This window comes from Gilliamella sp. LMG 34359, from assembly GCF_984569085.1.
Map to the genome: position 1 here is coordinate 2,166,586 of NZ_OZ474906.1, position 19,132 is coordinate 2,185,717.

The 19,132-nt window shown below is 33.5% G+C and carries 15 protein-coding genes, 1 other RNA gene and 1 pseudogene; 1 reads left to right on the plus strand and 16 read right to left on the minus strand.

Annotated elements, in window-relative coordinates; translation table 11 throughout:
• Nucleotides 1-39: 39 nt before the first annotated feature.
• Together AC5LXV_RS10045 and AC5LXV_RS10050 are read right to left on the minus strand one after the other, a co-directional pair.
• The gene (locus tag AC5LXV_RS10045) at nt 40-1,092 is read right to left on the minus strand and encodes a YdgH/BhsA/McbA-like domain containing protein (RefSeq protein ID WP_493466340.1); all 1,053 of its coding nucleotides are present in this window, start codon (nt 1,090-1,092) and stop codon (nt 40-42) included.
• A gap of 47 nt (nt 1,093-1,139) precedes the next feature.
• The gene (locus AC5LXV_RS10050) at nt 1,140-1,853 is read right to left on the minus strand and encodes a helix-turn-helix domain-containing protein (protein ID WP_110433483.1); all 714 of its coding nucleotides are present in this window, start codon (nt 1,851-1,853) and stop codon (nt 1,140-1,142) included.
• Nucleotides 1,854-3,898: 2,045 nt separating this feature from the next.
• Here AC5LXV_RS10050 and AC5LXV_RS10055 point away from each other — a divergent pair.
• Nucleotides 3,899-4,980: pseudogene (locus AC5LXV_RS10055) on the plus strand (IS3 family transposase).
• 91 nt (nt 4,981-5,071) lie between these two features.
• Here AC5LXV_RS10055 and AC5LXV_RS10060 read toward each other — a convergent pair.
• The 14 genes from AC5LXV_RS10060 to AC5LXV_RS10125 all read right to left on the minus strand — a co-directional run bounded on the left by AC5LXV_RS10060 (nt 5,072) and on the right by AC5LXV_RS10125 (nt 19,132).
• On the minus strand, nt 5,072-7,018 hold the full coding sequence (locus AC5LXV_RS10060) for a peptidase U32 family protein (protein ID WP_493466341.1): 1,947 nt from the start codon (nt 7,016-7,018) through the stop codon (nt 5,072-5,074).
• A gap of 98 nt (nt 7,019-7,116) precedes the next feature.
• The gene (gene htpX / locus AC5LXV_RS10065) at nt 7,117-7,986 is read right to left on the minus strand and encodes a protease HtpX (protein WP_493466342.1); all 870 of its coding nucleotides are present in this window, start codon (nt 7,984-7,986) and stop codon (nt 7,117-7,119) included.
• 212 nt (nt 7,987-8,198) lie between these two features.
• An RNA gene (gene ffs / locus AC5LXV_RS10070) (signal recognition particle sRNA small type) lies at nt 8,199-8,294 on the minus strand.
• Nucleotides 8,295-8,436: 142 nt separating this feature from the next.
• A complete protein-coding gene (locus AC5LXV_RS10075; protein ID WP_034882129.1) occupies nt 8,437-8,730 on the minus strand; it encodes an integration host factor subunit alpha in 294 nt (97 codons plus the stop codon).
• Nucleotides 8,731-8,735: 5 nt separating this feature from the next.
• Nucleotides 8,736-11,123: a phenylalanine--tRNA ligase subunit beta gene (gene pheT, locus AC5LXV_RS10080; protein ID WP_493466343.1), complete on the minus strand. Its 2,388-nt coding sequence runs from the start codon at nt 11,121-11,123 to the stop codon at nt 8,736-8,738.
• Between the two features lie 16 nt (nt 11,124-11,139).
• Nucleotides 11,140-12,123: a phenylalanine--tRNA ligase subunit alpha gene (gene pheS / locus AC5LXV_RS10085; protein ID WP_034882132.1), complete on the minus strand. Its 984-nt coding sequence runs from the start codon at nt 12,121-12,123 to the stop codon at nt 11,140-11,142.
• Nucleotides 12,124-12,204: 81 nt separating this feature from the next.
• Complete coding sequence (pheM, locus tag AC5LXV_RS10090; protein WP_122983220.1) at nt 12,205-12,261, minus strand: pheST operon leader peptide PheM; 57 nt, start codon at nt 12,259-12,261, stop codon at nt 12,205-12,207.
• Nucleotides 12,262-12,329: 68 nt separating this feature from the next.
• A complete protein-coding gene (gene rplT, locus AC5LXV_RS10095) occupies nt 12,330-12,683 on the minus strand; it encodes a 50S ribosomal protein L20 (RefSeq protein ID WP_024496189.1) in 354 nt (117 codons plus the stop codon).
• Nucleotides 12,684-12,714: 31 nt separating this feature from the next.
• The gene (gene rpmI / locus AC5LXV_RS10100; RefSeq protein WP_034882133.1) at nt 12,715-12,912 is read right to left on the minus strand and encodes a 50S ribosomal protein L35; all 198 of its coding nucleotides are present in this window, start codon (nt 12,910-12,912) and stop codon (nt 12,715-12,717) included.
• 83 nt (nt 12,913-12,995) lie between these two features.
• Nucleotides 12,996-13,535, minus strand: a complete 540-nt coding sequence (infC, locus tag AC5LXV_RS10105; protein ID WP_034882134.1) for a translation initiation factor IF-3 — start codon at nt 13,533-13,535, stop codon at nt 12,996-12,998.
• A 27-nt stretch (nt 13,536-13,562) separates the two neighbouring features.
• Entirely contained in the window at nt 13,563-15,488 is a 1,926-nt protein-coding gene (gene thrS, locus AC5LXV_RS10110) for a threonine--tRNA ligase (RefSeq protein ID WP_034882135.1), read from the minus strand.
• Nucleotides 15,489-15,779: 291 nt separating this feature from the next.
• Nucleotides 15,780-16,667 carry a carbohydrate kinase family protein gene (locus tag AC5LXV_RS10115; protein WP_493466344.1) on the minus strand — a complete coding sequence of 296 codons (888 nt, stop codon included), beginning with the start codon at nt 16,665-16,667 and terminating at the stop codon, nt 15,780-15,782.
• Nucleotides 16,660-18,066: a hypothetical protein gene (locus AC5LXV_RS10120; RefSeq protein WP_493466345.1), complete on the minus strand. Its 1,407-nt coding sequence runs from the start codon at nt 18,064-18,066 to the stop codon at nt 16,660-16,662. Before AC5LXV_RS10120 ends, AC5LXV_RS10115 begins: the two co-directional genes overlap by 8 nt.
• 49 nt (nt 18,067-18,115) lie before the next feature.
• Nucleotides 18,116-19,132, minus strand: a complete 1,017-nt coding sequence (locus AC5LXV_RS10125; protein ID WP_110433476.1) for an ABC transporter permease — start codon at nt 19,130-19,132, stop codon at nt 18,116-18,118.

Below are 19,132 nucleotides of genomic sequence, written 5' to 3' on the forward strand. Positions count from 1 at the left end.
GTAGAGTTGTAAAAAAGGGCGTTTAGACGCCCATTTTTATTATTTATAAAGATCAACAAATACTGTGATATTTGGTCCTTTTGAATCGTGAGCAATTCGAGCTATGTGGTAATATTTTGCTCCGCCTTCAATAGCACGTTTTCCGGCCTGATAGGAAATTTCCTGATCAGTCACATAATATCCTCTGAATTTTATTGTATCAAAAGCAACCATCTTAGCAGCAGTTGCGTCATTAAGTTCCTGAATTTTCCTCCCATCAGACAAAGTTACCGTGTAACGATTAACTCTTTGAGGTTCAGTAACGACAGGATTGCTTGTTCCATTATCTGAAGGTGTTGCAACTTTAGCCGTTGTGGTTGTGGCTGTAGTTGAGGTTGTATTTTTTTCAATAACTTTATTGTTAAATTTATCTGCATAATATTTTTCATTGAATGCAGAAGGGGAATAATAACCAGGTTTTTCAACTTGCATTGCAGCTTCACCACCTTGAGCTAAGGCCAATTGACCAGCCTCAGAATCATAAGGGATTGCATTTTCAGGTTGTAACTTACGTTCTGGAGCATCTTTTTTAAACAAATAAGCAGCTATTTGTAAATTACTCCCTAATTCTGAGCGAGAATCGATATAGAAACCATATGCACCTTGAGCTGATGCTTCTTTAGCTATAGCTTGATTTATATCATAATCAGTTGGGAAGTAACCACGGATACGCACAATATTAAATGGTTCTAACCGAATAGCTTTTGATTTTGGATATTCATATACGCCTTCAAATTTACGTAAAGTTTCTGTTTTTTCGACAGCTTTAGGTGCATCTGATTTGTATAATTTTGCGTAAACAATACGTAATGTATCATTAGAAGGACTAATATTAGTTGTTGTTATATAAAAAGAAGCCGCTCCCTCGTTATCTGCAGCTTTTGACATAGCCATAACGTAATCGCTATCTGTATAAAATGCACCACGAATAGTGATACTTTTAAAAGATTGCATACTGTTGGCTTGTTCTTCAGTTAATTGCTGGGCAGCAAAAGAACAAAAAGGCACAAGCGCGACAGTAGTTGCGATAATTGTTTTTTTTAAACTTGTCATATAAAAAACCTTACAATAAATTTTCCATTATTTTAGCACAAATAAATTCAATTTACTAAATCTATTAAAGCTTCCAAATTATTAATATATATATATTTCCCCTTAGCCGTTAAAATATTTTGCTCTTGCATTTTTGATAAATTACGGCTAACAGTTTCAATGGTTAATCCTAAGTAATTAGCTATTTCAGCTCGACTCATTGCTAATTTTATGCTTAAAGACGTATGTCCTCTTTGTTGATATCGAAGGTAAAGAGAGTAAATAAAAGTGGCGAGACGTTCATCGGATTTTTTCTGAGAATAACATAGAACCAATTTTTGATAATTATAAATATCAGCACTTAGTAATTTCAATACTAAATCTCTAACATCTTTATGAGTATCAATCATGTTCATCAATTCATCATAATCGAGTTCACAGATTAAGGTATTGCTTAACGCTTGAATATTATTATTATGAATTTTTGTTGAAATAGCATCTAATCCAACAATATCTCCGGGTAAATAAAATCCATTAATTTGTTCATTATTTTCAGGTGTTGTTACAAAAGTTTTGAGAGCACCAGAGTGAACGATGAAAAATTTTTTTAATGGTGTTTTTGCTTTAACTATTATTTCTTCCTTGGAATAAGATTTTTTACGTTCTAAAACACTACTTAATGTATTGTTGAGTAACCTTGGAACACAAAGTCCGCTAATGCTACATAACTCACACGGAACTGAATAACTATTGGAACGTAATGTCTTATAAATACTATGCATATTATCCTAAATATAAACGCAATAAATTTGGGGGTGATAAGGGTACCATATATTGCGAAAAAACAAAAACTACCCATTTCTTGTTTATTTTATAATTCAATAAAAAGAAAAGGAATCGAAAATCACCTTTAAATTTATAACTTGCCATTAAAATAAGTTATTTAAATAATATAAATCAATTTATTGAAAAAAAATAGTGTTATACAGATTTAAAGTTGGTTATTGAAGATAATTCATTTAATGAATTCTATTTAATATTTATTATTTAACATAATATACATTATGCGAACTAACATATATTTATAAGCAGCCAAAGTTATGATGCAAATTTAAATAACAAAAGGTTTTCATTGTTACCATAAAATGATATCGGTTCTTAATACCAAGCTGAGCATTGTTTAAAAAAAATAATATCAATAACTCTATACATCATTACATTATTTTTCTGTTATTGTAGATTCTGTAATTGCAGCTTACTTAAACAAACTTACTTAAACCAATCGATAGTAAATTTTGCTCATATTGATAACCGTCATTTAATAATGTGTGAATATGACATTTTAAAGTTCTACAGAGAGATACTCAATTATGTTATGATTTTTTAACCCAACACTTTTAATCAATTATAAAGGAATATTTTATGAATTATTATAAAGAGGTTTTCTTCTAAGTATTTTAATACATTAGGAGAAAATATTTTGAAGTTTAAACAGCAATATCGAAATAATTATGAAATTACATATAACGAAAAAGATAAACCAGTAAGATATTACCCTTATCTTCGTAATTATATATTTAAATGTTTTAGTACCAAACAAGAAAAAAGTGCTTATTTTCTTCATATAATTGAATATAAGCGCTATAAACTAAAAATTAGAACATCAAGAGGAAAAAATTTACCCAATCCGTATGATGATTATAGTTCAAACGCATATAAATTGTTAAAAAGCTGGAAACACAATTCAAAGAGAAAAAAACAGTATTATAATTGTTAATTTCTTTAATGCACATAATAATGTATTTTTATTATGTGCATTAATTTATAATAAACATTAGTTATTTTAGCTATTTAAGTAAAATATTATAAATACTCTATTGTTAGTATCCAAGTAGAAAATCATGTTTCTATTATTTAATTGCTAGCATATTATTTATTACTTTATGCGGTCTTTCTGTGTTATACATCTCTAATTTCTATTCGGTTATTTTTCTTAGTTGTTCAGATCTTTAAATATATAAATTTTATACCTTCCATTGGATATGTTGGGTTCAATTATTCTATATAGCCGTATTGATAAGGATGACCTGGTTTAATTTAATCTAGGGGCACTCCATGTGATTATGTCGAGCTTATGGATCTATTTGAGGTAAATTCTGCCCCATTATCAACGTGTATTTTTAATTAATAATAACCATAGTATTCGCTAGGTTGTCTAAATAACGGGTAACTCTACCTGCCGATAAAATAACGTTAAAGATTATAAATCGACGAAATTTTCATTTATTTGAGTTTACGATTTCAGCTTCCAGTTGTTTTTAACAGCTTAATATCCGAAAAATGCATACTGCTATATTTATCTCGCCATTTATAAAAATATATTGCTAGTATATTGACGGTAAAGTTCTTCAACAGGAACACCTGCTTTACCTTTTTTTAATAATATCTAGACTATTTTGGTGCTCTGATAATTTTTTTCATACTGAAATTCTCCTTAAAAATATTATCGAGAATTTGCCACTTTTTTTTTATGTACTATTTTAAGAGATGGTTACACAATACATCTACTTAACTAAAAAAATAGGTTCTATTCCCTTGTTAAGTTACTATAAGAAGGAATATTACCGCCCTTTCCTTTTCAAAATAAATTAATATAAATCAATATGTTGAGGTTAGAATAATGTATATTATGTTAAATATAGCACATTATTACGAACTAAGGCCTAATTTATTATTCATCCAATGTAACTATCCCCTAAAATAGTACATAAAAAAGTAGAAAATTCTCTATAATATTTTTAAGTAGAATTTTAAGGAAAATTTCAATATGAAAAAATTATCGGAACACCAAATTGTCTCCATTTTAAAAGAAGCTGAAGTTGGTATCCCTATTAAAGAGCTTTGCCGTAAATATGGTATGGCCGTTTCTACTTTTTATAAATGGCGAGATAAATATGGCGGTATGCAATCATCGGACATTAAGCGGTTAAAACAGCTGGAAGCTGAAAATCGTAAACTTAAGCAGATGTATGCTGAATTAAGTTTAACCTCTCAGCTCCAACAAGAAATAATAAAAAAGCTATAGTGCCGACGGCAGTTCGTAAGAGTTGGGCACAAACACTACAGTCACAATACAGTATAACAATTAAAATGAGTTGCACTATTGTGAATTTAAGTCGCTGTGCTTACTACTATCAACCTAAATCGGCAGATGACACTATGATTATTTCGTTACTTAAGTCAATAACAGACAAGCATTTACGTTGGGGATTTCCTAAATGTTTTCATCGAATCAGGAAACTGGGATATACGTGGAATCATAAACGGATTTATCGAGTTTATTGTCAGTTAAAACTCAATATTCGTTCTAAACGCAATAAACGATTGCCCCAACGTTATCCAGAGCCATTATCAGTACCAAGTCGTTTGGGAGAATGTTGGTCAATGGATTTTATGAGTGATAGTTCTCAAAATCACCGCCGATTTAGAACCTTTAATGTTATTGATGACTTTAATCGAGAGGCATTAGGCATTGATATTGCGGTCAGTTTATCGGCAGGTAGAATTACCCGTTATTTAGACAGACTGGCTCAATATCACGGTTATCCATTAAAAATACGCGTTGATAATGGCACAGAATTTACCTCAAACAGATTTACAAGCTGGGCAAAATCACATGGAATAACCCTAGATTATATTAAACCAGGTAGTCCTTATCAAAACGGCTATATAGAACGATTTAACCGCACATATCGAACGGAGGTATTAGATTTGTATATATTTAAAAATCTGGAACAAGTAAGAAAAATAACCGAAGAGTAGTTAGAAATATATAATACAGAAAGACCGCATGAGGCATTAAATAATATGACACCAATTGAATATAGAAACATGAAACAAATAGCATGATTTTCTACTTGGTTTGTGTGCTAACAATGGGGTATTTACACCAAATATTCATCAATAATTACTTTTTAATAACAACATTTTAATAACAAAATCAATTATTTTTTACCAATAAAATTAGTTCGCTACCTGGAGGCGATTGTTTAAAAATATGTGTTTTAATCTTACCCCAAACTTGCATTTCACAAGCCTTACAATTAAATTTTAGGATTAACTCTTCATTATTATTCTGAACCAATTTCATTGGAGTTACTTTGGTTTTAACTCCTTGAATGCCTTTTGCTTGTTTGGGACATAAATTAAACGCAAATCTAAGACAATGCTTGGTCGTCATTAAAGGCACATCATCTTTAACTTCATGCGCTTCAAAGGCACTATCAATCAATTTCACGCCATGTGTAGCATAAAATTCACGAGCTTTATAATTATAAACATTAGCCAAAAAGCTTAATTGCTGTTCTGGATATGTTGGCGCTGGGTATACTTCTGGTTTACGATTATTTCTACAATAATGATTTAATCGTTCTAATGTTAATTTATCAATAATATCTCGTCTTAATTGGTTTAATTGACTGCTCGGAATAAAATAGATACTTTTTAAATGAATAATGATTTCCGATAGATAATATGATGTTTGGCCTAACTTAGATAAACTGTCTCTTATAGTATTAAGTGCTTTTTCTTGTTGTTTGGCGAGTTCAAATTGGCCTTTTAGTTCAATATTAACGCAACAACCCTCTTCGCTTGTTGCGAATAATTGTATACTATTTGCGCTATTTTTAAGCTCAAACTTCACACCGATTCGGCGAGAACTTGATTCTTTTAATAAAATTTGTTGCCAATTATGATCCAAATTACGATTAATTTGATAAGGTAATTTTATGGAATGTAAGTCATTAGGTATTTCATTAGGAAATACTCGATAAAGATTATTAGCAATTTTTTCTACTTTATCTGCTCTAAAACCTAAAATTTCTCGTTTAATTAATACATTTAAACCATCACCATTGATTAACGCATTTTCTGATTTGATATCAATTGATTGTTTAGCAATTTTTATGATTTCACCTATAGGTAAACCGATAAATTTAGGAGAATCAAAAGCACCAATGTTGGGTTGTCTACCACGAACAAAATAATCGGTAGCTCCTCGATGAAATGTTCTATTTGGATCAGGAGTAAAAAAGTGTTCAGTTTTGCCACTTGATGCTGCTATAAAATCTGTGTTCTTTTCTAAAATTTCATCCAATTTTTTACGATAAAATGCGGTAATATTTTTCACATAACTTAAATCTTTATACCGACCTTCAATCTTAAAAGATCTCACTCCTGCTTGTATTAGCTGGATTAAGTTGTCAGATTGGTTATTGTCTTTCATTGATAAAAGATGCTTTTCATATGCTACAATTCGACCTTGATCGTCTTTCAATGTAAATGGTAATCGACAAGCTTGAGAACAATCACCTCGATTAGCACTTCTACCTGTTTGAGCATGAGAAATATAACATTGACCAGAAAAGGCAACACATAGTGCTCCATGAATAAAAAATTCAATATTGGCATCAATTTGTTGATGGATGTTTGCTATTTCGCTTAAATTTAGTTCTCTAGCTAAAACTATTTGAGAAAAACCAACATCAGAGAGAAATTTAGCTTTTTCCGGCGTTCGAATATCCATTTGGGTACTAGCATGTAGATCGATTGGCGGAATATCCATGGCTAATATGCCCATATCTTGAACTATTAAAGCATCTACACCGGCATTATATAGCTGCCAAATTAGTTTTCTTGCAGCTTCAAGTTCATTGTCATGAAGGATGGTATTTAAAGTGACGAAAACTTTGACATAAAAATGATGAGCAAATTCAACCAATTTAGCAATATCATCTATTGAATTACCTGCATTATGACGAGCACCAAAATGAGGACCGCCAATATAAATAGCATCAGCTCCATGTAATATAGCCTCTTTTGCAATTTCTATATTTTTTGCTGGACTAAGTAATTCTAGTTTATTGTTAGTGATATGTTGCCGATACATATAAAATTCTCTGGAAATATAGCATTAGATGATAATTACAATATAAAAATGGCAAATAGGATAAATATTTGCCATTAGTGTTTTTTTAATCAAATTTTTTAATCAATGTAAGATTGATTACGTAATGCTTCAATACGTTTATCTAAAGGTGGATGAGATAAAAATAATTGCGAGAACTTAGCTTTCTTTTCACCATTGATACAAAATGCCAATATTGAGGCCTCTTCGTTGGGTTCATGGCTTATTTTTAGTTTTTCTAATGCGGCAATCATTTTAGCTGCGCCCACCAATTTGGCTGAACCTGCATCGGCATGAAATTCTCGATAACGTGAAAACCACATAGCAATAATACTTGCCAAAATACCAAATATTGTCTCAAAAATCATAACGATAACATAATAGGCCAAGGTTGATAGTCCTTCACTTTTCTCTTCCAATACTTTTGTTACCATTGAAGCAATTATTCGTGAAATGAAAATAACAAAAGTATTAAGTACACCTTGTAAAAGTGTCATAGTCACCATATCACCATTAGCTACATGACTCATTTCATGCCCTATTACGGCTTCAGCTTCGTCTTGGGTCATCGCTGACAATAGACCAGAACTTACTGCCACCAATGAATTATTTTTTGTTGCTCCTGTTGCAAATGCATTAATATCATCAGCTTGATAAATTGCAATTTCCGGGGTTTTTATTTTAAGTATATTAGCTTGACGACTAACAATATCCACTAACCATTGTTCTTGAGCGTTGCGAGGATCTGTAATTATTTTCCCACCTACAGCCCGTAGAGCCATTGTTTTGGATAAAAGTAGAGAAATAAAAGAACCACCAAAACCAAAAATAGCTGCAAATATGAGTAATCCTAATGTACTATGGGCATTGACCCCAAAAATACTTAAAATTATACCAAATACAAACATAACAGCTAAGTTAGTTAGGATGAATAATCCAACTCGCATCATAAATAATTCCTCACTACTTTTTTCTAAAATAAATAATTTTACTTAATAAAATAAATAAAATTTAAAATATGATCGCAAAAATGTTTCGTTACTACAACCTCTTTGATAGGAAATTTTGAAAGGATAATTTAAATGACTATTGAATAGCCAACACCACAATGGGGAGCAGTAACTTAATGTTAGGATTCAGGTTTTAACTTTTTTGGAGGAGACCCTATCAGCCACATCCCACACACATATTTTTTACTTTGGCTGCTTCCTTCCGGACCTGACCTGATGAGCAAAAAAATGTTGCAAGAGGACCCATAGAGCCTCCATTGAAGAGGCAGTATTATGCTTTAATTAGCAATTTATTACAATACTTTTTTATAAAAAAAATTAACCTTTCTGTCGTGTAATAACAACAGAAAGGCTATTACTTACGAAACGAAATTTAAGAACTAATATAACTTATAAAGTTAAATTTTTCTCGATTCGTTCTCTAAATTTAATACCAGGTCTAAATGTCACAACTCGTCGAGCTGAGATATCAACACTTTCCCCGGTTTTCGGATTACGACCTGGTCGTGAATTTTTATCACGAACAGCAAAATTGCCAAATCCAGAAAGTTTAACAGGTTCACCTTTTTCTAAAGCAACTCGAATTTCTTCGAAAAAAAGTTCAACTAGGACTTTAGCTTCTTGACGATCAATATCAAATTTATCGGCAAGTCGATCTGCAATATCAGCTTTAGTTAATGTCATAATTATTATTCTCTTAATTGGGCATTAAAACGATTTTGTAAAGCAATAATACATTTGCTTACAATGTTTGTTATATCTTCTTCTTCCAGTGTACGTGATTTGTCTTGTAAAATCAAACTGATAGCAAGGCTTTTCTGGTTTTTTTCGATATTTTCACCTTGATAGACATCAAATAAATTAACTTTTATAAGCTGTTCACCACCAGCACGCTTACACTCAGTAATAATATCTGCTGCTGGTATTGTATTTGATACGACTACAGCTATATCACGCTTGTTAGACGGATATTTAGATAATTCATGAGCAACAGGAACTCTTTTGCCATTAATTTTATCTAAATTTATTTCAAAAACAAGCGTTTTACTATTTAAAGATAATTTTTTTTCAATTTCTGGATGTAAAACGCCAAAATTGCCGATAAGATCGTCATTTATGTAAATTGCTGCACTTTGGCCTGGATGTAATGCCTCAAGTTCTGATTTTCTATATTCGACTGTATCATTACAACCTAAAAGAGAGAATAGTAATTCTAAATCCCCTTTTAAGTCGTAAAAATCGATATGTTGTTTAGGTAATGTCCAGTGTTCTTCATAGAGGCTACCAGTCACAACACCGGAAAGCATCAATTCTTGTCGAACACCAAATTCACATGAGCTGTCAGGGATAAAACGCAAACCCGTTTCAAATAATCTCATTCGAGATTGTTGGCGGTTTTGGTTGTATAACACTGCATCTAATAATCCAGACCATAAGGACAGACGCATAACCGACATTTCACTCGAAATTGGGTTTGGTAATGTAATTTGTGCTTGTTGTGGATGTAATGCTTGTTGAACTTTAGGATCAACAAAACTATAAGTCACAGCCTCTTGATAACCTTTATCAACGAATAAATTTTTTACTCTAGATAAAGGAATTATACTTTCTGGTTTTGGCTTCATTACAGATTCAATCTTCAAATTTACATTAGGAATGTTGTTATAGCCATAAATCCGAGCGACTTCTTCAACTAAATCTTCTTCAATTTGTAAATCAAATCGCCAACTAGGTGATTTTACCGTCCAAACGTTTTCGTTATAAGAAACTTCACAACCTAATCTAACTAAAATATCGGTAATTTTTTGAGTTTCAATTGAATAACCAATAATTCGATCTATTTTATTTCTACGTAATTGAATTGTAGCTTGAGTAGGAAGTTGTTGTTCGTTGGTAACTTCTGTGATTGGACCAACATCACCACCACAGATATCAACAATCAATTGAGTTGCTCTTTCGATTGCAGTTGATTGTAAATAAGGATCAACACCTCGTTCATATCGATGAGAGGCTTCAGTATGTAAGCCATATTCACGTGCTTTTCCTGTTATAGCTAAAGGAGAAAAGAATGCTGATTCAAGGAAGATATCTTTAGTAGTATTAGTAACACCTGATTTTTCCCCACCCATAATACCAGCTATAGCTAAAACTTTTTGATGATCGGCTATTACTAATGTTTCTTCATTAAGTTCAACTTCATTACCATTGAGTAATACAAGTTTTTCTGCTTGATTCGCATAACGAACAACTATGCCCTTTTCTATCTCGGCTAAATCAAACGCATGCATTGGGTGACCAAGTTCTAATAAGACGTAGTTAGTAATATCGACAATTGCGTCGATAGAACGAATACCACCACGACGTAACTTTTCTCTCATCCACAGTGGCGTGGTTGCATCAACATTGATATTTTTAATGATTCGGCCTAAATACCGAGGGGCAGCTTTAGCTTCATTAACTTGTATTGACAAAGTATCTTGAATAGTAGGCGTAACTTCTTGAGTTTTCAATTCTTTAACTGGAATATTATTCACAGCAGAAATATCTCTTGCAACACCAATGATGCCGAAACAATCAGCACGATTTGGTGTTACACTAATATCAATCATTACATCATCTAAATTTAAATATTGTCGTATATCTTGTCCTAAAGGGGCATCCTCTGGTAATTCAATAATTCCATTATGATCGTCGGAAATGCCTAACTCAGAATAAGAACACAACATCCCTTCCGATGGTTCACCTCGAAGCTTTGCTGCTTTGATTTTAAAATCACCAGGTAATACAGCGCCAACTGTGGCACAAGCTACGGTTAAACCTTGACGACAATTAGGTGCGCCACAAACAATATCCAATAATTCTGGTTTACCAATATCTACTTTGGTCACTCGTAATTTGTCAGCATTAGGATGTTGTTTACATTCAACAATTTTACCCACCACTACACCGGTAAAATCACCAGCCACTTTTTCAATATCATCTACTTCTAAACCAGCCATAGTTAACTGGTCAGCAAGTTTTTCGCTACTTATTTCTGGATTGATCCATTCACGTAGCCAACTTTCACTAAATTTCATGTTTTGATCTCCAGAATTAATTAAATTGTTTTAAAAAACGTAAATCATTTTCAAAGAAAGAACGTAAATCAGTGACACCGTAACGCAACATGGTCAATCTCTCTATTCCCATTCCAAATGCGAAACCACTATACACTTCAGGATCTATCCCTACATTGCGTAATACATTAGGATGAACCATACCGCAACCCAAGACTTCTAACCATTTACCATTTTTAGCCTTAATATCCACCTCTGCAGAAGGTTCCGTAAAAGGGAAATATGCTGGTCTAAATCTGATTTCCATATTATCTTCAAAGAAACAATGAAGGAAATCATGTAACAAGCCTTTCAAATGGGTAAAACTGATATCTTTATCAACCAATAAACCTTCCATTTGATGGAACATTGGCGTGTGGGTCTGATCGTAATCATTACGATAAGTTCTTCCTGGGGCAATGATCCGGATTGGTGGTTTTTGATTTTCCATAGTTCGGATTTGAACTGTTGAAGTTTGGGTACGTAATAAACGTTTTGCATCAAACCAGAAGGTATCATGATCAGCACGAGCAGGATGGTGTGCTGGGATATTTAATGCATCAAAATTATGATAATCATCTTCAATCTCTGGTCCAGTCTCAACCACAAAACCTAGTTCACCAAAAAATTCCACTAAACGATTAATTGTTTTAGTAACCGGATGTAATCCACCTAATTCAAGTGATTTGCCTGGAAGTGTGATATCAATAGTTTCATTTGCTAGTTTTGCATTAAGAGCCTGACGCTCTAAAAAATTACGCTTTTGATTTAATAATTCAATAACTTGTTGTTTAGCATCATTAATCTTCTGACCTACAGCTGGTCGCTCATCGGCGGAAACATCACGTAAAGAAGCCATTTGCATGGTAAAATAGCCTTTCTTACCAAAATATTCTACACGAATCTGCTCGATGGTATTAATATCGTTAGCACTTTCAATAGCAGATTTGGCATTGTTTACCAGTTCAACTAATTGAGACATACAGTTCTCCTGCTTATTATTTATTACATAAAAAAAGCCTCTTCTGAGGCTTTTATAATTATTTTTCGTTTTTCATTTGCCTCATGAACGAATAGCAATACTGAAGCTAAAAAAGAAACGAAAGATAACTAGATTCATAATCAACTCTTAAATAATTAAGATGTATAAAACATAAAAGCCGAGATAACTCGGCTCTTATAAAGCTATTAAAGTGCAGCTTTTGCTTTTTCAACTAATGCAGCAAATGCATTTTTATCAAATACTGCAATGTCTGCAAGGATCTTACGATCGATTTCAATTGAAGCTTTCTTTAAACCATTAATGAAACGGCTATAAGAAAGACCACATTGACGAGCAGCAGCATTGATACGTACAATCCATAATTGACGGAATTGACGTTTACGTTGACGACGGTCACGGTAAGCATATTGTCCTGCTTTAATTACTGCTTGGAAAGCAACACGATATACACGTGAACGAGCACCATAATACCCTTTTGCTTGTTTTAAAATTTTCTTGTGACGTGCACGAGCAATAACACCACGTTTAACACGAGCCATAAACTATATCCTCTAAATAATTAATCAATATTTAAGCGTATGGAACACACGCCACTACTAAACCTAAATCGCCTTTTGACACAGTAGTCAAACCACGTAAATGACGTTTACGTTTAGTTGATTTTTTAGTTAGGATATGGCTCTTGTTAGCTTGTTTATGCTTAAAGCCACCAGAAGCTGTTTTTTTAAAGCGCTTTGCTGCGCCTCTTACAGTTTTAATTTTAGGCATTTTATAATTCCCACTTCGCATTGTTAATAAAAATAAAATAATGGTGTAATTTTTAGAAAACTAAAGATTAACTTGCAAAACCATTACTTCTTCTTCGGCGCTAACACCATAATCATTTGACGACCTTCAATCTTAGTTGGATAAGATTCAATTACCGCCAAATCAGCTAAGTCTTCTTTAATGCGATCAAGCATTTCAGTACCTAACTGTTGGTGAGCCATTTCACGTCCACGAAAACGCAACGTAACTTTAGCTTTATCGCCATCTTCAAGAAAGCGTATCAGGCTGCGGAGTTTTACCTGATAGTCGCCTTCGTCTGTACCAGGTCGGAATTTAATTTCCTTAACCTGAACAACCTTTTGCTTCTTCTTCTGTTCTTTTGTTGCTTTACTCTTTTCATAGAGGAACTTGCCATAATCCATAATTCGACAAACAGGTGGCTCTGCATTAGGACTTATTTCAACTAAATCTAACGTTGCTTCTTCAGCTTGCTTTAAAGCTTCATCTAAGCTAACAATACCGAGCTGTTCACCATCGACGCCGGTTAACCTCACCTCGCGAGCGGTAATCTCATCGTTGATTTTATGCGCGCGTGTTGACTGAATTCGTTTACTGACTTTAATATCTCATTCCTCCAAAGTAATTTATCATTAATTCATCTGTTCTAATGAACGACTATGAATTTCATTAAGCAATAATTCTATAACATGTTTCACTTCAAAGCTACCAAGATCTTTACCTTGGCGAGTTCTAACTGAAATTGTTCCTGATTCCATCTCTTTGTCTCCACAAACAAACATATAAGGAACACGTTTTAGAGTATGCTCGCGAATTTTAAACCCAATTTTCTCATTTCTCAAGTCTGCTTTTGCTCTAATACCGATTTTTTGTAGTTGTTCGGTTAATTGTTTGGCATAATCAGCTTGATTATCGGTGATATTAATAACAGCAACTTGTAATGGTGCTAACCAAGTTGGGAAGAAACCAGCACAATCTTCTGTTAAAATTCCCATAAAACGTTCCATGGAACCTAAAATTGCTCGGTGAATCATAACTGGAACATGACGTTCGTTATCTTCACCAACATATGTTGCATCTAAACGTTCAGGCAACATAAAGTCGAGTTGAATAGTACCACATTGCCATGCACGACCTAAGCAATCATGAAGCGTAAATTCGATTTTTGGTCCATAAAAAGCACCTTCACCAGGTAAATACTCAAATTCAATGCCATTTTCAGTTAAACATTCAGCTAAATCTTTCTCAGCTAAATCCCAAGTTTCATCTTTACCAATGCGTTTTTCTGGGCGAGTAGATAATTTAACGGTGATGTCTTTGAAACCAAATGTGCTATAAGTATCATAAACCATTTTGATACAGTTATTAACTTCACTTCGAATTTGACCTTCAGTACAGAAGATATGTGCATCATCTTGAGTAAAACCTCGAACTCGCATTAAACCATGCAAAGATCCAGAAGGTTCATTACGATGACAACTACCAAATTCCGCCATACGTAATGGTAAATCACGATATGATTTTAGGCCTTGATTAAAAATCTGTACATGGCCCGGACAGTTCATTGGTTTAATGCAGTATTCACGATTTTCTGATGAAGTAACAAACATTAACTCTTTATAGTTGCCCCAATGCCCTGTTTTTTCCCATAATACGCGATCCATCATAAATGGACCTTTCACTTCTTGATAATCGTATTCTTTTAGTTTGGTACGCACAAAAACTTCAAGTTCACGGAAAATAATCCAACCATCATTATGCCAAAATACCATACCAGGTGCTTCTTCCTGCATATGATACAGATCAAGCTGTTTACCAATTTTACGATGGTCGCGCTTAGCCGCTTCTTCTAAAAATTGTAAGTAGCTATCAAGTTGTTTCTTATCAGCCCATGCTGTGCCATAAATACGTTGTAACATTTTATTGTCACTATTACCACGCCAATATGCTCCAGCGATTTTTTGCAATTTAAAATGGTGACAAAAACGCATATTAGGTACATGTGGCCCGCGGCACATATCAATATATTCTTCGTGATGATAAAGTGCCGGCGTAGAATCTTTAGGAATATTTTCATCTAAAATAGCAATTTTATATGGTTCATGACGTTCCCAGAATACTTCTCTAGCGCGTTCCCAACTTACTACTTCTTTTTTTACTTCATAATCTTTTTTGGCCAATTCATGCATACGTTTTTCTAAAGCATCAAGATCTTCCTGCGTTAAAGAGTGATCTAAATCAACGTCATAATAAAAGCCATTATCAATTGTTGGTCCTATAGCCATCTGCGTATTTGGCCATAATTGTTTAATAGCATGACCTAATAAATGTGCACATGAATGACGAATAATTTCAAGCCCATCTTCGTCTTTTGCGGTAATAATAGCTAAGGTAGCATCTTGATCAATCACATCACACGCATCTTTACGCTCGCCATTAACACGACCAGCAATACAAGCTTTAGCAAGCCCTGCTCCAATACTTTGAGCAACTTCTAATACAGAAACCGGTTTATCGAATTGACGTTGACTTCCGTCAGGAAGAGTAATAATTGGCATAATAAATCCTTATAACAGTGGTGCGCCACACGAAAGCGCACATGCGTACATAAATAAATAGACGGAGTATACTATCACTTATCATCAGGATTTTAAATAGGTTTAAACTCGATTTAAAATTAGACTTAATTGATCTTATTATTGGATGTTATTTTCAGGGCAATATAATTGTCAAAATGAATTTATTTTGAAAGTTAAATCAATATTAATTGAATCTATATATTAGAAATTAAATAAAGAAGTTAAATAGCCTAGCTTTAGTGGTTTAACATAAGGCTAGGCCTATAGAAATTATAATTCAGCTAAATAACTTTCTGGTATAATTGGCATAGGACCACTTTGAGTACAAACGTAAGCAGCCATATGATTTGCTTTGCTATTAATTTCTTTTAATTCCTTACCTTTTAAATATAGCACACTACTAATAGCCATAAATGAATCACCAGCACCAACAGTATCAATCGCAGTGATTTTCTCTGCTGGATGATAGTTTTGCTCGCTTTTTGTGATTAGGTGACTGCCATAACTACCACAAGTATAAATTAATAACTCAAGTTGATAATGCTGGTTAAGATAATCGAAAAGTACTTTTGGTTCAGAATTTATTTTTAACAAATCGGCAATAATTGGTAATTCTTCATCATTTAACTTTAAGATATTGGCATGTTCAATACACAAAAGTAAAGTCGCGTTATTATAATGGTTTTGACGCAAATTAATATCAACAATGAGTTTGGTTCTTGGTGATCGATAAGTGATAATTTTTTTCAGTAACTCATGATTATGTTGATTGCGTTGAATTAAACTACCAAAATAAATTGCATCTAAATCATCTTGTTTAATAAGTTCTAATAGCTGCTCAGTTAACTGAATATCATCCCAAGCAACAGGATTAACAATATCATAAGTTGGTTTCCCTGCTGAATCCAATTTGACTAATACCGTTCCTGTTGGATAACTTTTTGATATTTGAAGTTGTTGGGGAATTTGTAGTTTTTCAAGCTGATTGCTTAATTCTTTACCATTTTCGTCATCACCAATGGCAGAAACCAAAATTGCGTTTGCTCCAGCTGATTTCGCATGATAACAAAAATTGGCAGCTGCCCCGCCAATTTTTTTTCCGTTAGGTAAACAATCCCATAAAAACTCACCTATTGCGACAACTTTTATGTCATTCATCTTCAATTAGTCCTTGTTTGACATCAATGTTTTTTTCCATACTGTCGGCTTGCTTTTGCCAATCATCAAATTGACCATATGCCGTATATATAGTTGATCCGGTCGGTAATTCAGGGTATTCATTTTCACCATTTGTCCCCCAATTCACCCAACCTGAATCTTTACGTTGCACAATTTGATAACGTCCGACAATATTGCTCGTATACCAGACCATAGCATACCCTGATTCCGGATTAATTTCAGCCGTTTTATTTGCCGCAAGTGGAAAAATAGTCTGTTCAGGTACGCTGTTAACATCGACCTCTTTGGCGAATAATACGGCTTTATTTCGGTCGCTATTATGAACTACATGATGTGCTTTACGTAAAATCGTTTTAACATGTGCTTTTATTTCTTCATCACTCAATATACCTTCTTTAACACAAAAAAGTCGCCAGAAGAAATCCCAAGATACAGCATTGATGTTATCGCCTATTGATTCGCGATAGCGTCTTGCATTTGGAGAAAGTTCATCAAGCGATTGAGATAAAATTCGATTCACTTCATCAGCTAGAATGTTAGCATACTGATCTCCCTGCCGATAATAAGTACCACCATAACTAGCAAAGCGAGAGAATACCACATTATTTTGACCACTCTCATACTCATCACCAACAGTAATCTTATTTATCACTGGCATACCATCAACAGAAGTTTCAAAATCATCAACATAATAAGTACGTCTAAACCATGGTGATTGATAGAAAAACTCCCACACAATTGAAAATGATTTATTGTGTAAAGCTGGATCTAAGCCATTTGGTATTTGACCATTAAATCGATAGCGACAATAGATTGGGCCTTCAACTTCGGTTTGACAATCTACAACTGTGTGTTCAGGGGGATTAATTAAGCCATTTGCTGGCGTAAAAAACGGTCCATAAAATCCACCAATAGCATTAGAACAATCTTTAATTAAATTACGCCCTTCTGCTTTAGCTGCAAAATAACGAATTCCCCATTTTCCATATGAAGTACCGTCTGCAGTTCCACGACATAATTCTAAAACATAATGCCCAGTATCTAGTCTTTTAATTCCATCTTTCAATGTAGTATCTAATTGTGTTATACCCTTTAAATTATTCAATTGGGATTTCGAATCTAAATATAAAGTATAATTTTCAACTAATTGATTTAAATTGGTTACTATAAAAGCGATTGAACAGGCTGTGATTAACCGATTGGTTTCATCATAGACCACATCAAATAGTTGATGTGGCACAATATCGCCTTTTTCATCGACGAGTTTTACTTGAGTAGGATCAATTGGCTGTTGTTTAAAAAAAAGACGGGTGATGACCGGTTCATTTTGTCGACTAATGCCATCTGGATTATTTAACATCAAAGTACATTTTTTCATTTTACTGTCCTATTAATTAAATTATTTATTATTCAAATGATTAAATAATTTATTTTGCTCTTTTTCGTTTCAACATATCGACATAAACGGCTAAAAAAATTATCACGCCTTTCGCTACCAATTGCCAAAATGAATTAACACCCAATAAATTCAAACCATTATTAATAACACCGATAACGATGACGCCTAAAATGGTGCCACTAATACGACCTATACCACCAGACATAGAAATACCACCTAACACACAAGCGGCTATCGCGTCCATTTCATAACCTTGTGCTACAGAGGGTTGCCCTGAATACATTCTTGCCGCAAGAACGATTCCTGCGAAAGCAGCTAAAAAGCCAGCGATGGTGTAAACTGTGATTTCAACACGCTTAATTGCTATACCTGATAGTCTTGCTGCTTCACGATTGCCACCCAGAGCATAAATATAAGTACCTAAACGAGTTCGATTAACCAGAACTAACATAATGATGATAAAAAACAACATATAGATCACTGGGTAGGGAATCATTCCCAAATAACCAGTACCAATACTGGTAAAACTTTCATCAAAAATACGAATTGATTGGCCACCGCTATATATAAAACCAACTCCTCGAGCGATCATCATCATAGCTAATGTAACGATAAAAGGTGGAATACCTGTGTAAGCAATAGCAATACCATTAGCTGCACCACAAAGTGTGCCAATAAACAATCCTAAAAAAATTGCTGGGATAATGCCCATTTCACCTATTGATATGAATCCAACAGTTAGCGTGCCTGCCATAGCAACAATCGATCCTACTGATAAATCAATGCCGCCTAATATGATGATTAACGTCATTCCTAATGCTAAGCACATATTGGTAGAGATTTGTCTTAACACCGATAACATATTTTCTTGAGTAAGAAAAACAGGAGTGGTAAATGTTAAAATGGCACTTATCAATAAAAGCGCAATTAGTATACCTATATTGTGCGTAATAAAATTTTTGAAACTCCTAATAATGATATTTTGGGTTATTGCAGAGTGATGATTGCAGCTATCATCTGATTGTTTAATAGATTGGCTAACCAT